The sequence below is a fragment of the Nocardia jiangxiensis NBRC 101359 genome, assembly GCF_000308615.1.
Classification (GTDB): Bacteria; Actinomycetota; Actinomycetes; order Mycobacteriales; family Mycobacteriaceae; genus Nocardia; species Nocardia jiangxiensis.
The window spans coordinates 27,805-50,171 of sequence record NZ_BAGB01000005.1 but is presented as its reverse complement, the minus strand read 5'-3'; the positions used below and the strand labels follow the sequence as shown (position 1 = coordinate 50,171).

At 66.6% G+C, this 22,367-nt stretch carries 21 protein-coding genes; 6 read left to right on the top strand and 15 right to left on the bottom strand.

Annotated elements, in window-relative coordinates:
• Nucleotides 1–67 precede the first annotated feature (67 nt).
• From ON40_RS01465 to ON40_RS01450, 4 genes are read right to left on the bottom strand one after another with little or no spacing between them, the layout of a single operon-like run.
• A complete protein-coding gene (locus ON40_RS01465) occupies nucleotides 68–1,072 on the bottom strand; it encodes an ABC transporter permease (protein WP_051192522.1) in 1,005 nt (334 codons plus the stop codon).
• Nucleotides 1,069–2,142 carry an LLM class flavin-dependent oxidoreductase gene (locus ON40_RS01460; protein WP_040817509.1) on the bottom strand — a complete coding sequence of 358 codons (1,074 nt, stop codon included), beginning with the start codon at nucleotides 2,140–2,142 and terminating at the stop codon, nucleotides 1,069–1,071. The genes ON40_RS01465 and ON40_RS01460 overlap by 4 nt, the downstream gene beginning before the upstream one ends.
• Before the next feature lie 33 nt (nucleotides 2,143–2,175).
• Nucleotides 2,176–2,961, bottom strand: a complete 786-nt coding sequence (locus ON40_RS01455; protein ID WP_051192524.1) for an amino acid ABC transporter ATP-binding protein — start codon at nucleotides 2,959–2,961, stop codon at nucleotides 2,176–2,178.
• Nucleotides 2,962–2,999: 38 nt separating this feature from the next.
• Nucleotides 3,000–3,941, bottom strand: coding sequence for an amino acid ABC transporter permease (locus ON40_RS01450; protein ID WP_040817577.1), 942 nt, complete (start codon nucleotides 3,939–3,941; stop codon nucleotides 3,000–3,002).
• Between the two features lie 244 nt (nucleotides 3,942–4,185).
• On the opposite strand from ON40_RS01450, the gene ON40_RS01445 reads away from it, so the two are divergent.
• A complete protein-coding gene (locus tag ON40_RS01445) occupies nucleotides 4,186–5,049 on the top strand; it encodes an SDR family oxidoreductase (RefSeq protein WP_040817507.1) in 864 nt (287 codons plus the stop codon).
• A gap of 16 nt (nucleotides 5,050–5,065) precedes the next feature.
• Here the strand turns inward: ON40_RS01445 and ON40_RS47785 are convergent, their stop codons facing one another.
• The gene (locus tag ON40_RS47785) at nucleotides 5,066–5,800 is read right to left on the bottom strand and encodes an LppU/SCO3897 family protein (RefSeq protein ID WP_051192520.1); all 735 of its coding nucleotides are present in this window, start codon (nucleotides 5,798–5,800) and stop codon (nucleotides 5,066–5,068) included.
• A gap of 290 nt (nucleotides 5,801–6,090) precedes the next feature.
• On the opposite strand from ON40_RS47785, the gene ON40_RS01435 reads away from it, so the two are divergent.
• Both ON40_RS01435 and ON40_RS01430 read left to right on the top strand, forming a co-directional pair.
• Nucleotides 6,091–6,717 carry a DUF8020 domain-containing protein gene (locus tag ON40_RS01435; protein ID WP_040817504.1) on the top strand — a complete coding sequence of 209 codons (627 nt, stop codon included), beginning with the start codon at nucleotides 6,091–6,093 and terminating at the stop codon, nucleotides 6,715–6,717.
• 140 nt (nucleotides 6,718–6,857) lie between these two features.
• Nucleotides 6,858–7,505, top strand: a complete 648-nt coding sequence (locus tag ON40_RS01430; RefSeq protein WP_051192518.1) for a hypothetical protein — start codon at nucleotides 6,858–6,860, stop codon at nucleotides 7,503–7,505.
• Nucleotides 7,506–7,641: 136 nt separating this feature from the next.
• On the opposite strand, the gene ON40_RS01425 is transcribed toward ON40_RS01430, so the two are convergent.
• The 8 genes from ON40_RS01425 to ON40_RS01390 form a co-directional block, all read right to left on the bottom strand.
• A complete protein-coding gene (locus tag ON40_RS01425; RefSeq protein ID WP_040817502.1) occupies nucleotides 7,642–8,157 on the bottom strand; it encodes a flavin reductase family protein in 516 nt (171 codons plus the stop codon).
• Nucleotides 8,158–8,277: 120 nt separating this feature from the next.
• A complete protein-coding gene (locus tag ON40_RS01420; RefSeq protein WP_040817500.1) occupies nucleotides 8,278–9,498 on the bottom strand; it encodes an SfnB family sulfur acquisition oxidoreductase in 1,221 nt (406 codons plus the stop codon).
• On the bottom strand, nucleotides 9,498–10,613 hold the full coding sequence (gene sfnG / locus ON40_RS01415) for a dimethylsulfone monooxygenase SfnG (RefSeq protein ID WP_040817498.1): 1,116 nt from the start codon (nucleotides 10,611–10,613) through the stop codon (nucleotides 9,498–9,500). The genes ON40_RS01420 and sfnG overlap by 1 nt, the downstream gene beginning before the upstream one ends.
• A 122-nt stretch (nucleotides 10,614–10,735) precedes the next feature.
• Nucleotides 10,736–12,106 carry a styrene monooxygenase/indole monooxygenase family protein gene (locus ON40_RS01410; RefSeq protein WP_040817495.1) on the bottom strand — a complete coding sequence of 457 codons (1,371 nt, stop codon included), beginning with the start codon at nucleotides 12,104–12,106 and terminating at the stop codon, nucleotides 10,736–10,738.
• 142 nt (nucleotides 12,107–12,248) lie between these two features.
• Nucleotides 12,249–13,682: an LLM class flavin-dependent oxidoreductase gene (locus ON40_RS01405; RefSeq protein ID WP_040817492.1), complete on the bottom strand. Its 1,434-nt coding sequence runs from the start codon at nucleotides 13,680–13,682 to the stop codon at nucleotides 12,249–12,251.
• Nucleotides 13,679–14,899, bottom strand: coding sequence for an acyl-CoA dehydrogenase family protein (locus ON40_RS01400; protein WP_040817489.1), 1,221 nt, complete (start codon nucleotides 14,897–14,899; stop codon nucleotides 13,679–13,681). The genes ON40_RS01405 and ON40_RS01400 overlap by 4 nt, the downstream gene beginning before the upstream one ends.
• Nucleotides 14,900–15,022: 123 nt before the next feature.
• On the bottom strand, nucleotides 15,023–15,730 hold the full coding sequence (locus tag ON40_RS01395; protein WP_040817486.1) for a DUF8020 domain-containing protein: 708 nt from the start codon (nucleotides 15,728–15,730) through the stop codon (nucleotides 15,023–15,025).
• A gap of 257 nt (nucleotides 15,731–15,987) precedes the next feature.
• Nucleotides 15,988–16,692, bottom strand: a complete 705-nt coding sequence (locus ON40_RS01390) for a DUF8020 domain-containing protein (protein WP_040817484.1) — start codon at nucleotides 16,690–16,692, stop codon at nucleotides 15,988–15,990.
• Between the two features lie 278 nt (nucleotides 16,693–16,970).
• Between ON40_RS01390 and ON40_RS01385 the strand changes: the two genes are divergently transcribed.
• Nucleotides 16,971–18,122 (top strand): LLM class flavin-dependent oxidoreductase, encoded by a 1,152-nt coding sequence (locus tag ON40_RS01385; RefSeq protein ID WP_040817481.1) that lies wholly within the window; start codon nucleotides 16,971–16,973, stop codon nucleotides 18,120–18,122.
• A 529-nt stretch (nucleotides 18,123–18,651) separates the two neighbouring features.
• Nucleotides 18,652–19,410, top strand: a complete 759-nt coding sequence (locus ON40_RS01380) for a hypothetical protein (protein ID WP_157186156.1) — start codon at nucleotides 18,652–18,654, stop codon at nucleotides 19,408–19,410.
• 3 nt (nucleotides 19,411–19,413) lie between these two features.
• Here the strand turns inward: ON40_RS01380 and ON40_RS01375 are convergent, their stop codons facing one another.
• A complete protein-coding gene (locus ON40_RS01375; protein WP_040817475.1) occupies nucleotides 19,414–19,992 on the bottom strand; it encodes an HhH-GPD-type base excision DNA repair protein in 579 nt (192 codons plus the stop codon).
• Between the two features lie 133 nt (nucleotides 19,993–20,125).
• Here ON40_RS01375 and ON40_RS01370 point away from each other — a divergent pair, with 133 nt between their 5' ends.
• Complete coding sequence (locus ON40_RS01370) at nucleotides 20,126–20,950, top strand: methyltransferase domain-containing protein (protein WP_040817472.1); 825 nt, start codon at nucleotides 20,126–20,128, stop codon at nucleotides 20,948–20,950.
• Nucleotides 20,951–21,016: 66 nt separating this feature from the next.
• Here the strand turns inward: ON40_RS01370 and ON40_RS01365 are convergent, their stop codons facing one another.
• Nucleotides 21,017–22,300, bottom strand: a complete 1,284-nt coding sequence (locus ON40_RS01365; RefSeq protein ID WP_040817569.1) for an aspartate aminotransferase type Ic — start codon at nucleotides 22,298–22,300, stop codon at nucleotides 21,017–21,019.
• Nucleotides 22,301–22,367 lie beyond the last annotated feature (67 nt).

Sequence of the window (22,367 nt, the reverse complement as noted above, 5' to 3'; positions counted from 1 at the left end):
TGCGGACCAGACCCCGGCACGTTGTTCCCACAGGTGCGATGCGCACCGGCTCGACTCGCTCGTGAACTCATCCGGATATTTCCTGCCGCTCGGTCCCCGCGTGGTTGTCGCCGGACTTCCGTGGCTCATCCCTGCGCCGGAACTCTTGTCGCACACGGGGATCCACGATCGGCTGAATCAGGTCGACCACGAGATTGACCACCGCGAAGGCCAGTGCGGTCAGCAGCACCACGCCCTGCACGACCGGAATGTCCTCGGCGAGTACGGCGGTCTGGGTCAACCGGCCGATTCCGGCGCGCGAGAACACCGTCTCCACGACCACCGATCCGGCCAGTACCGTGCCGACCCAGACGCCGGACACGGCCAGCGCCGGGGCCAGTGCGGGTCGCAGCACATGATGTATCTGCACCCACCACCGCGAGGCCCCCTTGGCGAACGCCACCTCGACGAAGGGCTGACGCCACACCCCGACCAGACCGGTGTACAGGACCTGGGCGATGACCGCGCCGACCGGGATGGCCAGGGTCACCGCGGGCAGCACGGTCCCCGCGAATCCGGTGCCGCCGAACGCCGGAACCAGCCGCAGCCGGAACGAGAACAGTTGCAGCAGAAGCAATCCCACCCAGAAGGTGGGCGCTGACGCACCGATCGGCGGTAGTGCGGTCAGTAGCCTGCGCAGCCAGCGCTGTTCGGTGTAGGCGGCGGCCAGCGCGAGCGCGGTGCCGAAGACCAGCGCCAGCACCAGTGCCAGCGCCGCCAGCGCCAGCGTCGAGGGCAGCGCCTGGCCGAGCGCGCCGGTGACACTCTGCCCGGTACTCAGCGAATGCCCCAGATCGCCGTGCAGCGCGTGCTCGAGCGCGGTCCAATACTGTTGCCACACCGGCTTGTCCAGTCCGTACCGTGCCCGCAGCTCGGCCACGGCCGCCGGATCCACCTGCACCCCCGGATTCGCCCCGATCGCGAGTTGCACGGGATCGGCGGGCAGCAGATACAGCACGCCGAAGGTGACGGTGAACGCCGCCCACAGCACACCGATCGCCTGCGACACTCGCAAGAAGACATATCGGGTCATCGAGCAGCCTCCTCGGCGAGATATCGCTGCGCGCCCAGCGGGCGGCTCGCGATGCGCTCCCGCAAGACGGGCGCGACCTCGGCCTGGAACAGTTCGAGGCTCGCGCGATGCTCCGTGGCGGTGAGCCCGTCGCTGTCGGCGCTGAGGTGGATCGCCTCGTGCCCGAATCGCTCGTGATAGCGCAGCACCTTGTCCACCACCTGTTGCGGACTGCCGATCAGCGCGGAGCTGCGTTCGACGAAATCCTCGACGGTCTCGAAGACGATCGGGAGGCCGTGCGCACGCGCGACCTTCTGGCGCGCAGCGAAGATCGGCCGGTACGCCCGCAGCGCGTCCTGCGAATCACGGGTCACGTAGAACCCGGCGGTCCCGGCGCCGACCAGCGCCTCGGCCGGATCGTGACCGTGTGCGGCCCAGCGCTGCCGGTAGTACGCGATCAGTTCGGCATACGGCTCGATGGGATTGGTGACGTTGGCCGAGAACAGCGGATCACCGTGCAGGGCAGCCAATTCCACCGATTCGCGGCTGGTGGCGCTGCCGTGCCAGATCCGCAACCGGGACTGCAGCGGCCGGGGCAGCGCCTTCGCCTCGGTCAGCGACGGCCGGAATTTACCTGCCCAGGTGACGCTTTCGCTGTCCCACAACCGGCGGAACAGCTCGTACCCCTCGCGGTTGCGCTCCCACTGATCCTGGGGCGTGACGTGGAACAGTTTCGCCTGCGCCGCACCGTTTCCCTTGCCGATGACGAGTTCGAGCCGCCCTCCCGAGAGGTTGTCCAGCGTCGAATAGTCCTCGAAGGCCCGCACCGGATCCAGCAGGCTCAAGGTGGTGACACCGGTGAACAACGCGATGTGCGAGGTCACCGCGGCGATATGGCTCAGCACCACCGGCGGTGCGGCCGAGATGAACGGATCCTCGTGCCGCTCACCGACTGCGAAGCCGTCGTAGCCGAGTTCCTCGGCCAGCCGCGCACTGTCGACCACCCGGCGCAGGCGCTGCGCGGGGGTCTCGGTCGCGCCGGTCACCGGATCGGGCTGATGGGTGATGAGGGTCAGCAGCAGGAACTTCATGCGTGGCGGACCTCCGCGAGTGGGCCGATGGCGTCAGAGAACATGGGCGAGAAAGGCTTTCGTGCGCGGATGCGTCGGCTGGTCCAGCACCTGCGCGGGCGGGCCCTGCTCGACGATTCGGCCGTCGTCCATCAGCACCACGGTGTCGGCGACCTCGCGGGCGAATCCGATCTCGTGGGTGACGATCACCAGCGTGGAGCCGTCGCGGGCCAGACCGCGGATCACGTCGAGCACCTCGCCGACCAGTTCCGGATCCAAGGCCGAGGTGGGCTCGTCGAACAGCACCACCCGCGGGCGCAGGGCCAGCGCCCGCGCGATCGCCACCCGCTGTTGCTGCCCGCCGGACAGTCGGCGCGGATATTCCTGCGCCTTGTCCGCGAGACCGACCCGCTCGAGCAGTTCGGCGGCCTCGGCCCGCGCCTGCGCGCGCGGTCTGCGCTGCGCGGAAACCGGTGCCAGCGCAACGTTTTCCAGCACGGTCAGATGCGGGAACAGGTTGAAGTTCTGGAAGACGAAGCCGATCCTCGAACGCTGGCGCAGGATTTCGCGTTCGTTCAGTTCGCGCAGCACCGCACCCTTGCGGCGGTATCCGACCAGCTCGCCGCTGACCCGGACCGTGCCGGCGTCGACCTTCTCCAGATGGTTGATGGTGCGCAGCAGCGTCGACTTGCCCGAGCCCGAGGGCCCCAGGATCACCGTCACCTCGCCGGGCCGCACCGCCAGATCGATCCCGCGCAGCACCTCGTGCGCACCGAAATGCTTACGGACACCGCGTAATTCCACGGCATATCCACTCTCGGACTTCGCGGATGCGTCCAGCCGATCCGCCGCTGCGCGCGCGGTATCCACGTCTTCGGTCACTGCCGCTCCCCCGTGATCTCCTCGACCTTCGCGCGGACCCGCTGCCACGGCGTCGGCGGCAGATCCCGCTGACCCCCCTTCGCGAAATGTCGTTCGATGTAGTACTGCACCACGCTCAGTACGCTGGTGAGCACGATGTACCAGACGGTGGCCACCATGAGCAGCGGCACCACCCGGCCGTTGCGGCCGTAGATCACCTGGACCTGGTAGAACAGCTCCGCGATGGCCATCACCGAGACGATCGAGGTGCCCTTGAACAGGCTGATCACCTCGTTGGCGGCATTGGGCAGAATGCCCCGCATCGCCTGTGGCGCAACGATGGTGAAGAACTGCCGCCGCCACGGCAGCCCGAGCGATTTGGCCGCCTCCAACTGTCCCGGATCCACCGAGATGATTCCGGCGCGGATGATCTCGGCCGAATAGGCCCCCTGGTGCAATGCCAAACCGATCACCGCCGCGGTGAAGCCGCTGATCACGCCGTTCACGTCGAAGGTGAAAAAGGCCGGGCCGAACGGGATCCCGATCGCCATCCGCTTGTACAGGTAGGCGATGTTGAACCAGAACAGCAATTGCACGATCAGCGGAATCGATCGGAACGCCCACACGTAGGCCCACGCGATCACCTGCAGCACAGGAATTTTCGACAATCGCGCGACCGCGACCCAGACGCCGAGCAGGAAGCCGAACAGCGTTCCCCAGAAGGTCAGCTCGAGGGTGACCCGCATCGCGGACAGTACGGACGTCGCGGTGAAATACCGCGCGAAGGTCGGCCAGTCCCAGCCCGGATTGGTGACCAGACCGTGCGCGAACTGCGCGACCACGATCAGGGCCAGCGCGGCGACGAGCCAGCGCCACGGATGCCAGGTGCGCGCGACCGGCAGGGCCCCCTCATCGGCCTCCGGTACCGGCGGACTGTCGACAGCGGTCACCGTGCTCATGAACTCCTCCAGCGATCCCGGCGGTAGCGCTCGCACCCGGCGGCGGCGATGCCGCTTCCTCGAAGCTAGAACAGCGGCGTCCGGCTGTCGGTACTCCTGCTCACCGTGAATTGAACTGTTGGCGGGTGCTTCCTCGGGCGAACCCGGGGGCGCATAATTTTCTATGTACACTGTTGTTCGCAATGAGCTAGCGTGAACTCCTTCGCAGAACCACGCTGTTCGGACAAGCCGGAGGGAGTCCGTCATGAAAGACCTGAACGGCCGCCTGTGCCTGATCACCGGCGCGGCCAGCGGCATCGGGCGCGCGACCGCCGTGGCGGCGGCGCGGCGGGGGATGCGCCTGTTCCTCACCGATATCGCCGAGGACGGGCTGAACGAGACGGTCGCGCAGATCCGCGCCACGGGCGGTGAGGTACTCGACGCGCAGGCCCTGGACATCGCCGACTACGAGGCGGTGCGGGCCTGGGCCGCGCGGATCCACGAGCGGTATTCGAGCCTGGACGTCGTGATGAACATCGCGGGCATCGCCATCTGGGGCACCGTGGAGAACCTCGAGCACCAGCACTGGAAGTCCGTGGTCGAGGTCAATCTGATGGGCCCGATCCACGTCATCGAGAACTTCCTGCCGCCGATGGTGCGCGCCGGGCACGGCGGACATCTGGTCAACGTGTCCTCGGCCGCCGGACTGCTCGCCCTGCCCTGGCACGCGGCCTACAGCGCCAGCAAATTCGGCCTACGCGGCATCTCCGAGGTGCTGCGATTCGATCTGGAGCGGCATCACATCGGGGTGAGCCTGGTCGTCCCGGGCGCGGTGCGCACACCACTGGTGGGCACGGTGCAGGTGGTCGGCGTCGACCGGAACGACCCCCGGGTCAAGCGGCTGACCGGAGTGTTCGAAGGACATGCCGCGAGCCCGGAACGGGTGGCCGAGCGGATCCTGTCCGGCGTCGAGCACAACCGCTATCTGGTGCACACCTCGGCGGATATCCGGATCGGCTACTGGTTCGCCCGCAAATTCGCCCTGCCGTACGAGATCGCGATGCGGCTGGCCAACCGGCAGTTCAGCCGATTGCTCGATGCTCAGCGGCGAACTCCGGTGTCGCACTGAATAATTCGCGGGTGAATCACATCTGGGCCAGGCAGACGACGAACTTGCGCTGCTTGTAGACCACGCCGTGGTTCGCATCGGTGCAGGTGTTCACATCCGCGGTATTGCGGTTGATCGCCTGCACCCGCATCGTCCCCGGGGCCGCGTCGGCGCAGTCGGCCGGAGTCGCGGTGTTGCCCGAGACCGCCATGCAGCGACCGACCTCCCAGTCGGTGTCCAGGCAGAGCGTGTCCTTCGCGCCGCCGGGCAGCGTCTGAGACACCGAACGATCCGAATCGGCCGGGCACTGCCCGCTCGAACTCGCCTTGCTGTTCACCCGATAGCTGGAATTCGAACTGCCACAGGAGGTTTTGGTCAACGAACCGTCCGAGCCGACCCCTGCCACGCAGTCGCCCGCGCTGACCGGGTCCGCGGCGTCGCGCTGATTCGCGCCGTTGTTGGTCGGCGCCGCGGAGGTCGGCGTCGGTGCGGCCGAGGAGGCGGCGGCCAGCGGCGGGAGCGGTGGGATGGTGGTCGACTTGGCCGTGCCCGGCGTCTTGGCGACGGCCGTCTTCGACGCGTGCGACGCCTTGGTCGTCGTGGTGGTGGCCGCGGTCGTCGGCACCGAGGTCTGTGAGGCGCTGGCGTCAGCGGCGTTCACGTGATGGCCGCCCACCGACAGCGCGGCGAAGATCAGGCACGCCATCGCCAATCCGGAAGCGATTACGAAGCCCACCAGGATGATTCCGGCGTGGACACGACGACGCGGCACGAAACCGTCCTCCAGAGCTGTAACACTTCGAACCCGTATCGCGAGATTCCAAGTTTGAACACACGTGTTTTGCGATCACACAGTGCATACACCACCTACGATGGCCTGCGCGAATTGTGAAGTTGCATATTTTTACTCAGAACCCGCACGCACCTTTACATATAACAATTGAATAACGATGCCGAACGCCCCCTCGTGTATAGCCATGTCTGCCAACAAGCTTCGGACCCGGTACAGTCATTCGCCGTCCGGCTGCACATGCCGGCGGTAGGCTCCGATAGGAAATCTGTATGAAGTTCGGCAAGTTCGCCGCAACCGCATTTCTCGCGGTTGCGACGGTGGGCATCGCCGCGGGGACCGCGACCGCGAGCCCATCGGTACCCCATTCCCCCGCAGTGGCCAAACAGACCACCGCCTCCGGTGTCGATCACGGCGTCGCTTATCACTCGGTCCTGTCGGACCTGTCGCACAAGCTGACCACCGACGTCGACAAGGGCCGCTTCGAGCTGGCCGCCAACGGCACCGAGGTCGATCTGAAGAACACTGACGGCACCGCCCTCGCCAAGGTGCCGCTGGCGTTCCGGATCAACGGCGGCACAGTGCATCTCGCGCAGCAGATCAGCGCGGACGGCCGCCGGCTCGTGCTGGAGCCCAAGGCCCCGAGCGCCAAGGACGTCGGCGAGATGCAGCCGGTCAGCTCGATGGCCCGGCTGATGGCCGAGGTCAACAAGAACATCGTCGGCGTGGTGATCGGCGGCGTGCTCGGCGGCCTGATCGGCGCGGTGTGCGGCTTCTTCTTCCTGAGCTGGCTCACCGGGCCCGTCGGCCTGCTGATCGGCGCGATCGGCGGCGGATACGCCATGGGCGGGCAGCCGTTCATGGACGCGGTCACAGCGGTGCTGTCCGGCAAGCCCTGATCCCACCCCACGAGCCCGCGATCTCGACACGAGGTCGCGGGCTCTGCGCTGGGACGTTGCGCGCCCGGATATTTCGTGGCTCAATGCGAAGGGGCGGCCCCTACCGGTCGCCCGTCCGCATCGACCTGAGGGTTGCGCTGATGACCGGGCACGGGCACGACTGGATCCCCACCGCGGATCCGGCGATGGTCGAACTGCGGGATCCGTTGTCGCAGCGGGCAGTCGGGATCGTCCGCCCCGACGAGGCCGAACTGCCCGGGGATTTCCTGATCGAGCTGGAAACCCTGGTGTTCCAGTGGGAGGACACCACCACCCAGGCTTCGGCCGACGCCTATCTCGCCCTGCGCGGCGCACAGGAGCGGATCACCATCCTGCGCGGGCTGAGCTGGCTGTGCGCCCTGTGGGCGGTGGTCTGCGAAACCCGGCTCGGCAAATCCGCAGACAACATCATTCGCGATCTGGACTACCGCGGCGGTCGGCGCGTCATCCACAACGCTGACCAGGCACGTCTCTGGGAAAGCCTCACGCAGCGCGTGCGTCTGGGCGCCCTCGCGGCGTTGACCGAGGATCCCCGGGCGGTTGCCGCGTACCGCGTGGCCTGCACCGAACCTGCCGGTATCGCCGCGGACCTGATCCGGCACACCCTCATTCACCTCGACGGATTCAGTCAGGACATGCAGCGGCACGGCCTGAGTGCGCGGGGACTCGCGGCCGGTGTCGTCACCAATACCCGCGCGGATGCGGGACCGCGCGAACGCCTGTGTTTCCGGCCCGCGCATTCGTTCTGATCCGGCCGCACGAGACGGAATTCACTACCACACACCGGTTTACGTTTCCCGAGAAAACTATTTCCCACCTGTGGGCATTCGCCCGAACACGTGATCGATATCACCGACGACACGAAGGCCGACACGCCAGGTCGGCTCACCCGGCGGCGCGCAATTCCTCGGTGTGCAGACGCCGGTATCGACTGCCGTGGAAGACCAGCGGATCGACATCGGCGCGGGTGGCCAGCCGCTGAATGTGCACCAGCACGACCTGGTGATCTCCCGCCGGCACCTGGGCATGCACGGTGCCCTCGATCCACGCGGACGCGCCCTCGACGAATACCGCATGCCCCGTCCCGCGATGCAGCCCCACCCCCGCGAACCGATCACCCGTGCGGGACCCGAACGACCGCGCCGCGGCCTGCTGATCGGTGCCCAGCAGACTCAGCCCCAGATGACTGGCCTGCGACAACAGCGGCCACGTCGAGGAACTGTTCTGCACACAGAACGACACCAGCGGCGGATCCAGCGATACCGGCACGAACGTACTCACCGCCAATCCGTAACGCGCACCGTCGATTTCGGCGCACACGGTGACCACGCCACTGGGGAAGGCTGCGAAGGCGCTGCGCAAACCGGCGGCGTCGGCGGGAATCTCCTGCAGTTCGGACATGGGGTACCTCTCTGAGCGAAAAACTCGCGGCTGCGGTTCACCGGAGCCGTCGAACGCAACCACCGCCGTTTGCGGCTTTCGGGCGCCGCAAACCCCGCCGGAGCGAAGCAGACGCCATAGTTACAGCACTCCGTGCAGGGGCGGCGGGGTGTCGTGCAGCAGTGCGCGGCCCAGGTGCTGGTATTTCCAGCGCACCGGGTCGTGCAACGTGTGGGTGCGGGCGTTGCGCCAGAAGTGGTCCAGGTTGAGATCTGTTGCAGCACTGCGTGTTCCGCCGACCTCGAACAGCGCGGCGGACACCTCGGTCGCGGCGCGGTCGGCGAGGATCTTGGCCGCCGCGACCGCGAGCGAGGCCCGCGCGACGACGTCCTGTCCCGGATCCGTACTCGCGGTGGCGGCGTCCACGGCCAGTCCGGCGGCGGTCAGCGTCGCCTCGGCAGCGGTCACCGACACGGCCAGCTCACCGATGCGTTGAATCACCAGCGGATCATCGATGGCGCGTTCGACCTGTGCCTCGAACCACGGGCGGCTGCGGGTGCGGACGAATTCGGTTGCGGCGCTCAAGGCTCCACGCGCGATACCGGTATCGATGGCCACGTGCAGCAACTGCGCGAACGCCCCGTATCCGGTCGGCGCACGCACCGCCGCGTCCCGCGCCACCAGCTGATCGGCCTGCACCCGGACGCCGTCGAATCGCACCGTGCCACTGCCGGTCGTGCGCTGCCCCAACGCATTCCAGTCGTCGACGATCTCGACTCCGGGGCTGCTCGCGGGCAGGAAGGCCACGTACTCTCCCGGGCCCAGTCCGGCACGTTCCTCGGGATCTTCCAGCCGGGCCAGCACCGCGAGAATTCCCGCGAAAAGTGAACCGGTGCAGTAATACTTGGTTCCATCGACGCGTAGTCCCCGCCCGTCCGGACGCAACGTGGTCGCCACCTCCGCAACCGTCGCGCCACCGCGCTCGGACTGGGCGTTGGCTATCTGCGCGCCATCGAGCACCTGCGCGAAATAGCGCTGCTGCTGTTCCGGCGATCCGGCGAGCCGCAGCAAATTCAGGTAGACGAAATGGCTGTGCGGAATCTGCGCGATATTCGGGTCCGCGACCGCGAGAGTCCGGACCACCTCGGCCAATTCACTCGGCGGCAGATCCGCACCGCCGAATGCGGCGGGCACGGTGACGGCCAGTAGTCCACTGGCCGCCAACCGCTCCACCTCGCCATAGGGCAACTGCCGCAGGCGATCCCGCTCGGCAGCGGTGACGGCGAACTCCGCCGCCAGATCCCGCGCCACCTGCCGGGCGTGCCCGGCGGAGGTGATGCGTTGTGCTGCTGTGGCGGTCATCAGCCCGCCACAGCCGCCGGACGGCGCTGCGCCTCGAGTTCGCGCACCAGCGGCAGCACCCGCTGCCCGAAGTACTCGATCTCCTCCTGGAAGTGCAGGAATCCACCGAGAATCAGATCGACGCCGCGATCGCGGTAGGCCACGATCCGCTCGGCGATCTGCTCCGGGGTACCGATCAGCCCGGTCCGGAAACCGTCGTTGTACTGCACCAGATCCTCGAAGGTGGAATCGGCCCACATACCCTTGCGGTCCCCGGTGGAGGCCCCGGCCTGCTGCACCGCGTCCCGGAAACCCTCCACCGCGGGCTTGTTCGCCTTGGCGATGATCTCGCGCAGGGTGTCGTGGGCTTCCTTCTCGGTGTCGCGGGCGATGATGAATCCGTTGAGCCCGAACTTCACTTCGCGATCGTGCGCACGCGCCACGCTGCGCAGATCGTCCAATTGTTCGGTGACGCCGTGGAAATCCTTGCCGTTGGAGAAGTACCAGTCGGCGAAACGTCCGCCGTTGCGGCGGGCAGCGGTCGAGTTACCGCCTTGGAACAGTTCGGGATTCGGCCGCTCTGGGGTGTTCAGCGGTTTGGGCTTGAGCGTGAAATCGCGAATCCGGTAGAAGTCGCCGCCGTAATCGACCGCGTCCTCGGTCCAGATCTTCCGAATCACCTCGAGGAATTCCGCACTGCGCCGGTACCGTTCGTCGTGTTCGAGCCACGGTTCGCCCAGCGCCTTGAACTCTCCGGCGAACCAGCCCGAGACCACGTTGATCGCGAATCGCCCGTTGGACAGGTGATCCGCCGTCGCCCCGAATTTCGCCAGCACCGCCGGATGCCACAGCCCCGGATGTATTGCGGCGATGACCTTCAGCCGTTCGGTCGCCCCCAGCAGCGCGAGGCTGAACGAGGTCGACTCGTGCTGGAATTCCGCGCCGTAGGATGCGGTGTAGCGCACCTGGGACAGCGCGTACTCGAAACCGTTGTTCTCCGCGGTGCGGGCCAGCTTCTTGTTGTACTCGAAATCCCACGACGTGCGCTGCTCGATATCACTGGTGACCAGCCCGCCACTGACATTGGGCACCCAGTAGGCGAATCGAGTCTGCTCGGCAATCTTTTCGGTACTCACTCCTGCTCCCAGTGGTGTCGGCCGGATCCTGCGCCCTCGTTGACCGGGCACCTCGCGTGCCCTTCACTTCAGCACCGCGAACTGCCCGGCACGAGGTTTTGAATCGTCGCGATCGCATCGCCTCAGACGGCGGCGGCCGCGCTGTACTGCGAACGCTCGAAGCGGCCCGCCGGGGCGAACTTCGCCAGGACCGCCTCGGCCTTGGCGCCGGTGACCTGCTCGATGTAGGCGTCGGCCGCGGCCACCGAGTCGATGTCGAGGAAGGGTTGCGGGCGGTGCAGCAGTGAGACCAGCGCGGAGGCGAACTTCTCGTCCACCGCGGCGGCGGGGAAGAAGCGGTTGCTGATGTCGGCGAGTTCCGGATCGCTCAGGAACAGCCGGGTCGCCTTCGCCGCCGCGTCCGAGCGGAAGCGCAGGAAGTCCTCGTACTGCGTCTCGAGCCAGGCCCGATCGAATGCACCCTCGTGGGCCGCCGCGGCCGCGACCAGGCGCTGTGCCTGGATCAGTCCGCTCTGCGCACCCTGTCCGGCGACCGGGTCGTACGCGACGGCGGTATCGCCGATCGCGACCACCAGATGTCCGTTCGCCGTCGCGCCGACGGCCTTGCGGACCACCGGGCGCACCGCACCCTTCAGCCAGGACTCGGGATCCTCCTCGATCACCTGGGTGGACAGCACCTCGGGCAGATCCCAGTCGATGTAGTCGCGGTAGATCTCCTTGACGATCTTGTGCGCCGAGGCCGCGGAATCGGCTGCGGCGAAACGCTTGTCCCAGTCACTGCCGGGCCGGGCCCAGCCCAGGAAGGCCCACGACGGACCCACATCCTTGTGCAGATACGGCCCCCACCACGCCTCACCCTGCTCGGCGAAGATCGAGAACAGGCTGTGCGCACCGCCTGCCGTGCTGCGATGGGCGAAAACCTCGGGGCCGTAACCCAATCCGGTGAGCGTGACGGTCAGCAGCTTGCGCTGCGGCTCGGCGTACACGGTACGGTCGGTATCGATCGCGAACAGATCCGACAGACCGCCGCGTCCGGTGGCGACCAGGGTCAGATCGTTGTCGGCCGCGATCGCATCCAGCTTCTCCGGGGTCACCTCCGCCACGACGAATCGCCCGCCACGCTCCTGGAACGCGGTCAGCCGCTCGTCGGCCTTGAGCCGGGTGTCCACCGCGATGCCGACGAATCCGTCGAAAGTACCGTCGAATCCGATCAATTCGGCGTTCTCCGGTCCGGCGAAACGCACACTGAGCCCGGTGTGATTGGGGGCGCGGTCGGCGTAGGTGTCCAGGCCCAGCGCGGCCTCGGCCGCCTGGGCCTCGCCGAAGCCCAGAGCGGTGCCGGTGGCGGGGACGTCATCGCGCAGACTCCGCTGATCGCGATCGCTGTGGATGGTGACCTGGAAACCCGCGTCCAACAGGCCCAGCGCGGCGGTGACGCCGGTCTGGCCGGCTCCGATAATTGCTGCGGTTCGAGACGAATTCTGTTCAGTCATAAGGAAATTCTGCAATCGAGCCGATGGGAGGCAGAGTGTTGTAATCACCGAGAACCAATCTGTGGAACCCGTTTCCTTTATTCTCGGTCACGACGAAAAGGCCCGAATTGTGAAATCCTCAATTTCACAATTCGGGCCGGACTCAGGACTGTGCGCCGACGGTCAGATCCGGACGTCGCACCGATGCCGGATAGGCGGTGGATCCGTTGCCGCCCAGGCGATAACGCGCGCCCCGATGCTCCTGCGGCAGCCGGTCCCCCGCGCCGAACAACGCATTGCGCAACGTGCCCGGCACATACTCCGTGGGATAGGCGCCGCGTTCGGTCAGCACCGGAATCACATGTTGCACAACGTCTTCGAAACTGCCCGGGGTAATCGCATAGGCGAGGTTGAACCCGTCCACATCGGTCTGGGACACCCACTCCTGCAACCGGTCCGCCACCGACTCGCCCGAACCCACGAAGACCGGCCCCATCCCGCCGATACCGGCCCAGCGCGCGATATCACGCACCGTCCATTCCCGGCCGTCGTCGTCGAACTCCTGGAAGGCCGACACCGCCGACTGGATGGCATTGCTGTGCACCTGGCCGATCGGATCGTCCAGATCGTATTCGGACAGATCTATCCCCATCCACCCCGACATGAACACCAGCCCGCCCTCGACGCTCGCGTACTCCAGGTATTCCCGGTGCTTGCGTTCGGCGGCCTCCTCGGTGGCATCGGTGATGATGGTGGCCAGCGCGTAGATCCGCGCCGAATACGGATCGCGACCGGCCTCGCGCAACGCCTCCCGAATACGCGATACTGTCTGCCCCAGAACATGTTTCGATGGCGCGGCGACGAAGATCGCCTCGGCGTTCTCCGCGGCGAACCGGGTACCGCGCGTCGAGGCGCCGGCCTGATAGATCACCGGCGTGCGCTGCGGCGAGGGCTCGGACAGGTGGATTCCCGGAACCGTGTAATGCGTCCCGTAATGCCCGATGTGGTGCACCTTGTCGGGATCCACGTAGATCCCGGCGTCGGCGTCGCGCACCACCGCGTCCTCCTCCCAGGAACCCTCCCACAGCTTGTAGAGCACCTCGAGGTATTCGTCGGCCCGGTCGTAGCGATCGTCGTGGTCGAGTTGATCCGCCTCGCCGAAATTCCTTGCGGCCGAAGGCAGATAGCCGGTCACCACATTCCAGCCCAGGCGTCCGCCGGTGAGATGATCCAGCGTGGACAGCCGTCGGGCGAACGGATACGGATGTTCGAAACCGGTCCCGGTCGTGATGCCGAAGCCGAGATGCGTTGTGACAGCGGCCATCGCGGAGACCAGCAGCAGCGGATCGGACAGCGGGATCTGCGCGCCCTGACGCAGCGCGGCGGTGTCGTCACCGCCGTACACGTCGTAGGTGCCCAGGACGTCGGCGATGAAGATGCCGTCGAAGCGGCCGCGCTCGAGCAGTTTCGCCAGCTCGGTCCAGTAGCTCAGTTCGGTGTACCGATGCGACTGGTCCTTCGGATGCCGCCACAGCCCGGGCGATTGGTGCGCAACGCAATTCATGTCGAAGGCGTTGAGCCGGATCCGCCGGGTCACTTGCCGGACTCCTGCGGCCCCCGCGCGCCCGCACTCCAGGCGAACGGCAGTTCTGTGCCGTTGAGCAGGTGATCGCCGATGGCGCGGGCCTTCTGGATCGCCGGATTGTGCACCGAAATGGTCCGGGCGTTGCGCCAGTGCCGATCCAGCCGCAGTCGCTCGGACACGATGGACGCGCCGCCCACCTCGAACAGTTTGGTGGTGGCCGCGAGCACGATATCGATCACGCCCAGCTGCGCCTGTGCGGACGCGAGTTCCAGTGCCACCAGCGCGTTCTCATCGCTCGCGCCCGAATCCAACACCTCGTCCAGACGGTCGGCGACGGCCAGCACGGTGGCGCGCGCGGTGAACGCCGCGGCGGAGAGCTGACCGATCACCTGCTGCACCAGCGGATCCTCGCGCGGCAGATCCGCGGCGGCGTGGGTGTAGGTGCGCGTACGTTCGGCGACCCAGGTACGCACGTCGAGTTCGGCGCGCTGGGCGATACCCGCCAGCACGGCGAGCTGCACCAGCTGCAGATAAGCGGTGGCGTAGGTGGCCCCGGGCCCGCCGTATCCCGGTCCGAGAATCCGGTCCTCGGCCACCGCGACGTTCTCGAATTCGGTTGTGCCGCTTGCGGTCAGCCGCTGGCCGAAACCATCCCAGTCGTCGTGCTGCCGCACCCCCTCGGCCTCGGCGTCGACGAGTATCGATACCCGCTCACCGGCCTTGTCCGCCGCCACCAGGATGTGATCGGCGTACAGCGACCCGGTGCTGTAGTACTTGACGCCGTTCAACCGCCAGCCCGGCCCGTCCGGGGTCAGGGCGGTCCGATACCGATCCACCGCGCCCACACCGGGTTCGGTGATCGCGTTGCCGACCAGCGTCCCGTCCGCCACCGCCCGCAACCACTGCTCACTCGCGGGAGAAGGCTGGGCCAGCAGCTGATCCTCCACGAAGGAGAAGTGCACCCGAAGTGCCTGCGGCAGATTGGATTCGGCCGCGGCCAGATCGATCAGCAGGCCGAACAGCTGACGCGCGCTCGCACCGTAGCCGCCGAATTCGACGGGCACTCGCAGCGCACCGAACTTCACCTCGCGCAGCCAGCCCACCTCCTCGTACGGCAGGCGGCGGTCGATCTCGCGCTGCAGCGCTCCGGTCGCGATCCGGTCGAAGACGGGCGCGAAGATCTCGGTGAGCTCGCGATCGGTGGTGGTGCGTGGTGCGGTGGAGGTCATATCCGAACGATCGCCCGAACACGGATTTCGCTCACGGTTTACGCGCAGCGGGATCGAAACACCACCGCCGCGAACGCCGCAGGGCCCCGCCCGGATTCCGGACGGGGCCCTGCGGATTCGAAATTACTTGGCCGGGGTGAACGGCGCGTTGATCGTCTGGAAGTACTGCACCGCAGCCGCGATCGCGACCGGGGCGGTGACCAGCAGCTGACCCGCGAGGGTGCCCAGCGCGCCGACGGCGATGATGCCACCGAAGCAGCCGATCACCGCTGCGGGCAGGAACGCACCGAACAGACCGACGATCGCGGCCGCGGACACGGTCGCACCGGCGATACCGCCGAGCACGCAGCCCACGGCTCCACCGGTCAGACCGCCGACCAGGGTGCCGACGGTGGCACCGGTGGCGATGGTGTCCTTCATGCGGTTCCAGGCCGCCTGCTCACGGTCGTACGGGGTCTTCCACGGCGCGGTGTTCTGGTACGGCAGATCGACCGGCTTGTAGACCGCGTGCTGCATATCGAACTGCGGGGTCAGGGTGGCGGTGTGATCCGCGATGTTCGCCGCGATCGGGAACTCGAAATCATCGACGCGGAACTTCAGTTCCGTTCCGGCAACGGTCTTTCCGTTGGCAGCCTTGATCTTGAAGACGCCGTTCTCGACGTCCATCGAACCGGCATCGGTCTTCACGATCGAAGCGGTCGGAGTCGTCCACGCCTTGTAGTTGATCGCCTCCGGCGCGCTCTGCGACGGTGCAGCGTTGGCAGCCCCGGCGGTCACGCCGAGGGCAGTTGTCACGAGAGCCGCGACCACCGCGAACTTCCTCATCTTCACTTTGATATTTCCCTCATCATCAAGCAACAGGACTGAGGCGCTGCAACGCCTCGGCATTCGGGCAAATCCACCTATTCGGACGAATCCGCCCGGCGCACGGAATCCTGAGGGAGCCACGCACAGGCTCACTCCGGACCCGTTCCCACCCGGGTCTGCATTCCCGGGTGGGAGCGGTGTCCCCCCGGTGCGGTAGCACCGGGTCCGATTCACCGATCGTGTCGTCGTTGCGCTCGACGGCGACGCGATAACGGCGAACGTTACTTTGCCGGAGTGAACGGCGCGTTGATCGTTGTGAAATATTGAATGGCCGCGGCAATCGTCACCGGGGCAGTCACCAGCAATTGTCCAGCGAGGGTACCCAGTGCGCCGACGGCGATGATGCCACCGAGGCAGCCGACAGCAGCGGCCGGGATGAACGCACCGAAAAGACCCACGATCGCCGCGGCCGCGACGGTCGCACCGGCGATACCGCCGAGCAAGCAGCCCACGGCCCCTCCGGTCAAACCGCCGACCAGGGTGCCGATGGTGGCGCCGGCACTGACAGTGCTCGTCAACCGGTTCCACGCCGCCAGCTCACGGTCGTACGGGGTCTTGAACGGCGCGGTGTTCTGATACGGCAGATCCACCGGCTTGTACACCGCGTGTTGCAAGTCGAACTGCGGAGTCAGCGTCGCGGTCCGACCGGCGATATCCGCGGCGATCGGAAAGACGAAATCATCTACGCGGAAAGACAATTCGGTTCCGGCCAAGGTCTTGCCATTGGCTGCCTTGATCGCGAATACGCCGTCGTGCACATCCAACGATCCGGCATCGGTGGAGATGATCGTCGAATTCTTGGTGGTGGTCGCCTTGTAGTCGACCACGCCGTCGGAACCGCCGGACGTGGCCGAAGCCACGCCGGTCGATAATCCCAGCGCCGTGATGACCAGAGCCGCGACCACCGCGGCCTTGTTGATTTTCATGGTGTTTCCCTCATCATCGAATCGCGACGCCGTGTGGCAGCGGCCACATCCATGACGGGCGTCGCGAGATATCGGCGGAGTTCGCCGAAGAACAGCCGCTCGCACGCACTACGAACGACTGGGGCAAGCCTGAACAGCGCGCGGTGTTCGAACCAGGTTAAGAAACACCCAGATTCCAACCGGTGACTCCCGGCCCCGCCCCGCGCAGTATCGGATGTTGGATCGCCGACCGTTCGGCGTCGACCGCCCGTGCTCCATCCTGAAAGGGTTGCGCTCGAATGAGCTTGAATTTCCATTGGTTCCTGCCCACCTACGGCGATTCCCGCAACCTGGTCGCGGGCGGTCACGGCACCGCCATGTCGGGCGATCGGCCCGCGTCGCTGCGCTATCTCAATCAGATCGCCGGGGCCGCCGAGGAGAACGGTTTCGAGGCGGTGCTCACCCCGACCGGGGCCTGGTGCGAGGACGCGTGGCTCACCACGGCCATGCTGGTGGAGACGACCGAGACGCTGAAATTCCTGGTCGCCTTCCGTCCCGGTGTGGTCAGCCCGACCCTGGCCGCGCAGATGGCCGGAACCTTCCAGCGTCATTCGCGCGGGCGGCTGCTGCTCAACGTCGTCACCGGTGGTGAACCGCACGAACAGCAGGCGTACGGCGACTTCCTGGACAAGGAACAGCGTTACGAGCGCACCGGGGAATTCCTGCACATCGTGCGCGAGCTGTGGGGCGCCCACGAGCCGATCAGCTTCGAGGGCAAACACCTCCAGGTCCGCAACGCCCTGCTCAACAACCATCCGGACCCGATCCCGCCGGTGTTCTTCGGTGGCTCGTCGGCGCCCGCGGGCCCGATCGCCGCGCAGTATGCGGACACCTATCTGACCTGGGGTGAGCCGCTGTTCGCGGTGAGCAAGAAACTCGAATGGATCCGTCGCCTGGCGGTGGACCACGGCCGCAAGCTCGACTACGGCCTGCGCATTCACGTGATCTCCCGGGACACCTCCGAACAGGCCTGGGCCGAGGCGGACCGGTTGCTCGAGGCGGTCGATCCCGCGGATATCGAACGCGTCCAGGCGAATCTGGCCAAGAGCGAGTCCGAGGGACAGCGCCGGATGCTGGATCTGCACGGCGGTGCCACCGACCGGCTGGAGATCGCGCCGAACCTGTGGGCCGGCGTCGGGCTGGTGCGCGGCGGGGCCGGCACCGCACTGGTCGGATCGCACGAAGAGGTCGCCGAGCGGCTGATCGAATATTCGCGCCTGGGGATCACGCAGTTCATCCTCTCGGGTTATCCCCATGTGGAGGAGGCGTACTGGTTCGGCGAAGGTGTGCTGCCGATCCTGGAGCGCCGCGGTCTGTGGAAGCACCCCACACGCCGGGTGCGTCCCGTGGCGACCACCCCGTTCGCCACGGCGGCGGCCAGCAGCAGCTGAGTCGCGCACGGATATCGCAGCGGCGGCCGTCCCATCCCGAGCGGCCGCCGTTGTCGTATTCGCGGCTCGCGGGATAGCTGAGTTCATGGCACGATACCTCATACTCGACGCCATTCTCAGAATTGGGAACATTCGAATTCGGTAGCGCGTCGATAAACAACTTCGCCGAGCCATGAATGCTGTCTAATCGATCACAGGAATTCGAGTTCAGCAGCAGTTGCGTTGGGCGGGCCGACCGCGTTCGGCAACCTGTCGACATGCGAAATATGTTGATCTTCAACAGTATTCAACCACGTCACCAGCACATCCACGCGTTCCGAAACGAAAAGATTTTACTGTGCGCGGAGTCTCTCTGGGATTCGAACCACGTTGCCTCGGCAGGAGAACCGAACTACCGTGAACGAGGCAATGGCCGCCGCTGCTCATTGTCACGAACCATTGAGATGAACACGCGTCGCACCATTCACGAGATGGCATATCGCATCATTGGATCGCGATATCCGCGCTGCGGAAAATTACGACTGGAACAATGACCTCTTCGACACCCTGGCATGTTCACGACGACTCGGAAAACCTCCCCGCGCCGCCGATCCGGCACACCCGCCTTGTGACACAACGAATTTCGACCGTCCGCGCCGACAAAGGCTATGTGGCCGCGGCCGTCGCGGCGGCGCTCACCCTCATCCTGATGTTCCAGCCGTGGCTGACCGCATCAGGTCCGAACGGGCGGCTGCGTTCGGATGCGTTCGGCCGAATCGACGGCGCGACAAGGGGTTACACCGATTGGCTGACGACCGGCTACACCCAGCCGAGCATCAGCGGCGTCTGGGCGGTCCTGGCCGCACTCGCCGCGGTGGTGACCATCTCCGCCGTCCTGATGTACCTGCGCATCCGCACCGACGCACTGTCCTATCTGGTACTCGGAGCCTCCCTGGCAACCGCGATGTTCGTCCTGGCCGACCTGCTCTACCTCAGCGGCAAGGCTCCCGAACTACGCTCGATGGTCCAGGGCAACAACGGATTCGGCGACGGCCTCGGCAGCCTCCTGGACATGTTCCTGGGCGACGGCACCTCCCGGTACGGCACCCATCAGGTGGCCAGCGCGGGCCTGGACCCCGCGGCGATGCTCTGCGGCGCAGCCGCATTCGGCGGCGCGGTAGCCGCGATCGCCTCGGGCGCACGCAAACACACCTGGTACACGATGCGACTGGTGGCGCCGCGACCGCGAGTGACCGCACTGCCCGCACCCGAGGTGCGCAACGAGCGCACCGTCATCACGGTCGGCTGACGCTCACGCCTTCTTCTTCGCGGCCGCCTTCTGTTCCTTCTTGAAGGCCCGCACCTCGAGCAACGTCTCCCCGTCCACGATGTCGGCCGCCGACCGCCGCGAATTCTTCTCCGAATACGCCCCGGCGGCCTTCTCCCACCCGCTCGGCCGCACCCCGAGCTGCTTACCCAGCAGCGCGAGGAAGATCCGGGCCTTCTGATCGCCGTACCCGGGCAGATCCTTCAACCGGCGCAGCACCTCCGCGCCGTTCGGATCGCCCTGGGTCCAGATCCGCTCGGTACGCCCGTCGTAGTTCTCGATGACGTACCGAGCCAGATCCTGCGCCCGCCGCGCCATCGACCGCCCGTACCGGTGAATCGCGGGCGGCGTGGCCGCCAACTCCTCGAACTCCGCCGGATCGGCCTGCGCGATCTTGTGGATATCGAATCCACCCATCCGCTCGGCGAGCTTGCGCGGCCCGCGAAACGCGTGTTCCAGCGGATACTGCTGGTCGAGCATCATGCCGACCAACAGTGCGAACGGATCCGCCGAGAGAAGCTGATCCGCTTCGGGTTCCTGCGCGAGACACAGCTGAGGGGCCATCACGCCATTATGACGCCTCCGAAATCGAAACCGGCGAGTAGCCGCATGCGCCGCGTAGGCTCGGCGCATGCCTGACACTCTGGTGATACCCCCCACAGTGGACAAGGCGCCGAAAGACAGAACGGCAAGTTATATGGCGCCCACACACAGCACCACGCATTCCGCCCGTCGACCGGATCGATTCGACCGCGAGGGGCACGATCAACTCATCGACGTCCGCGATCTACAGGCCGCCCTGCCCGGTATCGCGCGGCTGCGCTCCTGGGCCCACGAGGCCCTGGCCCTGCAGCCCGGCGAGAGCGCGGTCGACATCGGTTCCGGTACCGGTTCGGAGGTCCTGGCCTTCGCCGAGGCGGTCGGCCCGGACGGCAACGCCGTCGGCGTGGAACCCGACCCGAATCTGCTCGCCACCGCGGAACGCAATGCCGCCGAGTCCGGCTCGCCCGCGCGGTTCGTCACCGGCGACGCGTACGGCCTGCCCTTCGGCGCGGGATCGTTCGACGCGGCCCTGTGCGAACGCGTCTTCCAGCACCTGACCGCACCCACGCGCGCGACCGCCGAGATCGCCCGGGTACTGCGGCCCGGTGGCCGGGTCGTGGTGACCGACAGCGATTGGGGCACCGCGATCGTGCATCCGGGCGACCGGAAGGTGGTGCACGAGGTGATCGAAACGCTGATCGGCAACACCACCAACCCGTTCGCCGGACGTCGCCTGCACGGACAGTTGCAGCAGGCCGGGCTGATCGTCGACGAGGTCGGCTCGCACGCGCTGGTGCAGGACGCCGGGATCGGCGCGGGTGCGCTGGTCGCGCGGATCTCCGCGATGGCCGTGGCCCGCGGCGCGATCACCGAGCAGCAGCGCGAGCAGTTGCTGGCGGATCTGCAGGCGGGCGCGGAATCCGGTGACATCCACCTGTCGGTGACCATGTTCGCGGTCCTGGCCCACAAACCCGAATAGCCGCAACACTTTTCGAATACGAATGGGCCGCCCGGATCCGGGCGGCCCATTCGCGTTCCGGCGGATCTACTTGTCGAGCAGCTTCTCCGTGGCCGCGAGCAGCACACAGGTGGCCAGGCCGTCCATCGCCTTCTCCAGATCACCCAGCGGCGGGAAGCTCGGCGCGATGCGAATGTTCTTGTCGTCCGCGTCCTTTCCGTACGGGAAGGCCGAACCCGCCGGGGTGAGCGCGATTCCGGCGGCCTTCGCCAGCGCGACGACCCGCGCGGCGGTGCCCTCGAGCACGTCGAGGCTGATGAAGTAGCCGCCCTTGGGCTCGGTCCACGACGCGATCTTCGACGCGCCCAGACGATCCTCCAGAATGCGCAGCACCAGAGCGAATTTCGGCTCGAGGATCGCGCGGTGCTTCTGCATGTGCGCGCGCACGCCGTCGGCGTCGCCGAAGAACCTCACGTGCCGCAGCTGGTTGATCTTGTCCGGGCCGATGCTCTTCTTCCCGGCATGTTTCAGGTACCAGTCCAGGTTGGCGGTCGAGCCGCCCAGGAAGCTCACCCCGCTACCGGCGAAGGTGATCTTCGAGGTGGAGGCGAATACATAGGGGCGGTTGGGATTTCCGGCCGCAGCGGCCAGGCCCAGCACATCCAGCGAGGGTTCGGTGGTGTCGGTCAGCGGGTGCACCGCGTACGCGTTGTCCCAGAACAGCCGGAAGTCCGGCGCCGCCGGCATCGAAACCAGTTCCCGGACAACCTCTCCGGAGAAGGTGACACCGGTCGGGTTGGCGTAGTTCGGCACCGCCCACAGACCCTTGATCTGCGGGTCGGCGGCCACCAGCTCGGCGATGGCGTGCACGTCCGGGCCGTCGGGACCGATCGCGATCGGGATCATCTCCACACCGAGCGCCTGCGTCATCGCGAAGTGCCGGTCGTACCCCGGGCTCGGGCACAGGAATTTGACCACCGGCTCGTCCACCCAGCGGCGCTCCGAATCGGCGGTGCCGTACAGCAGGGCGAAGGTCAGCACGTCGTGCATCAGCTCGAGGCTGGAGTTGTTTCCGGCCAGCAGATTGGCCACCGGAATGCCCAGCAGCTCGCCGAAGATCGCACGCAACTCCGGAAGCCCTTGCTGGCCACCGTAATTGCGCAGGTCGGTCCCGGCGGCATCGCGAAATTCGTTGCCGGGCAGGGCGAGCAGGTCCAGCGACAGGTCGAGCTGCTCCGGTGAGGGCTTACCGCGGGTGAGATCCAGTGTCAGCTTCTCGGTCTCGAGCTTCGCGTAGTTCGCGGTCTGCGTCTCGTGTTCGGACACGAGTTCCGCATGGCTCATCAAACCGATCTGCGTTTGCCGGGACATCACTCAACAGCCTTTCCAAGCAGCGTGGGGGATTGTTCTCGGACGCGGCCCGCGCCGGTCCAGCAGT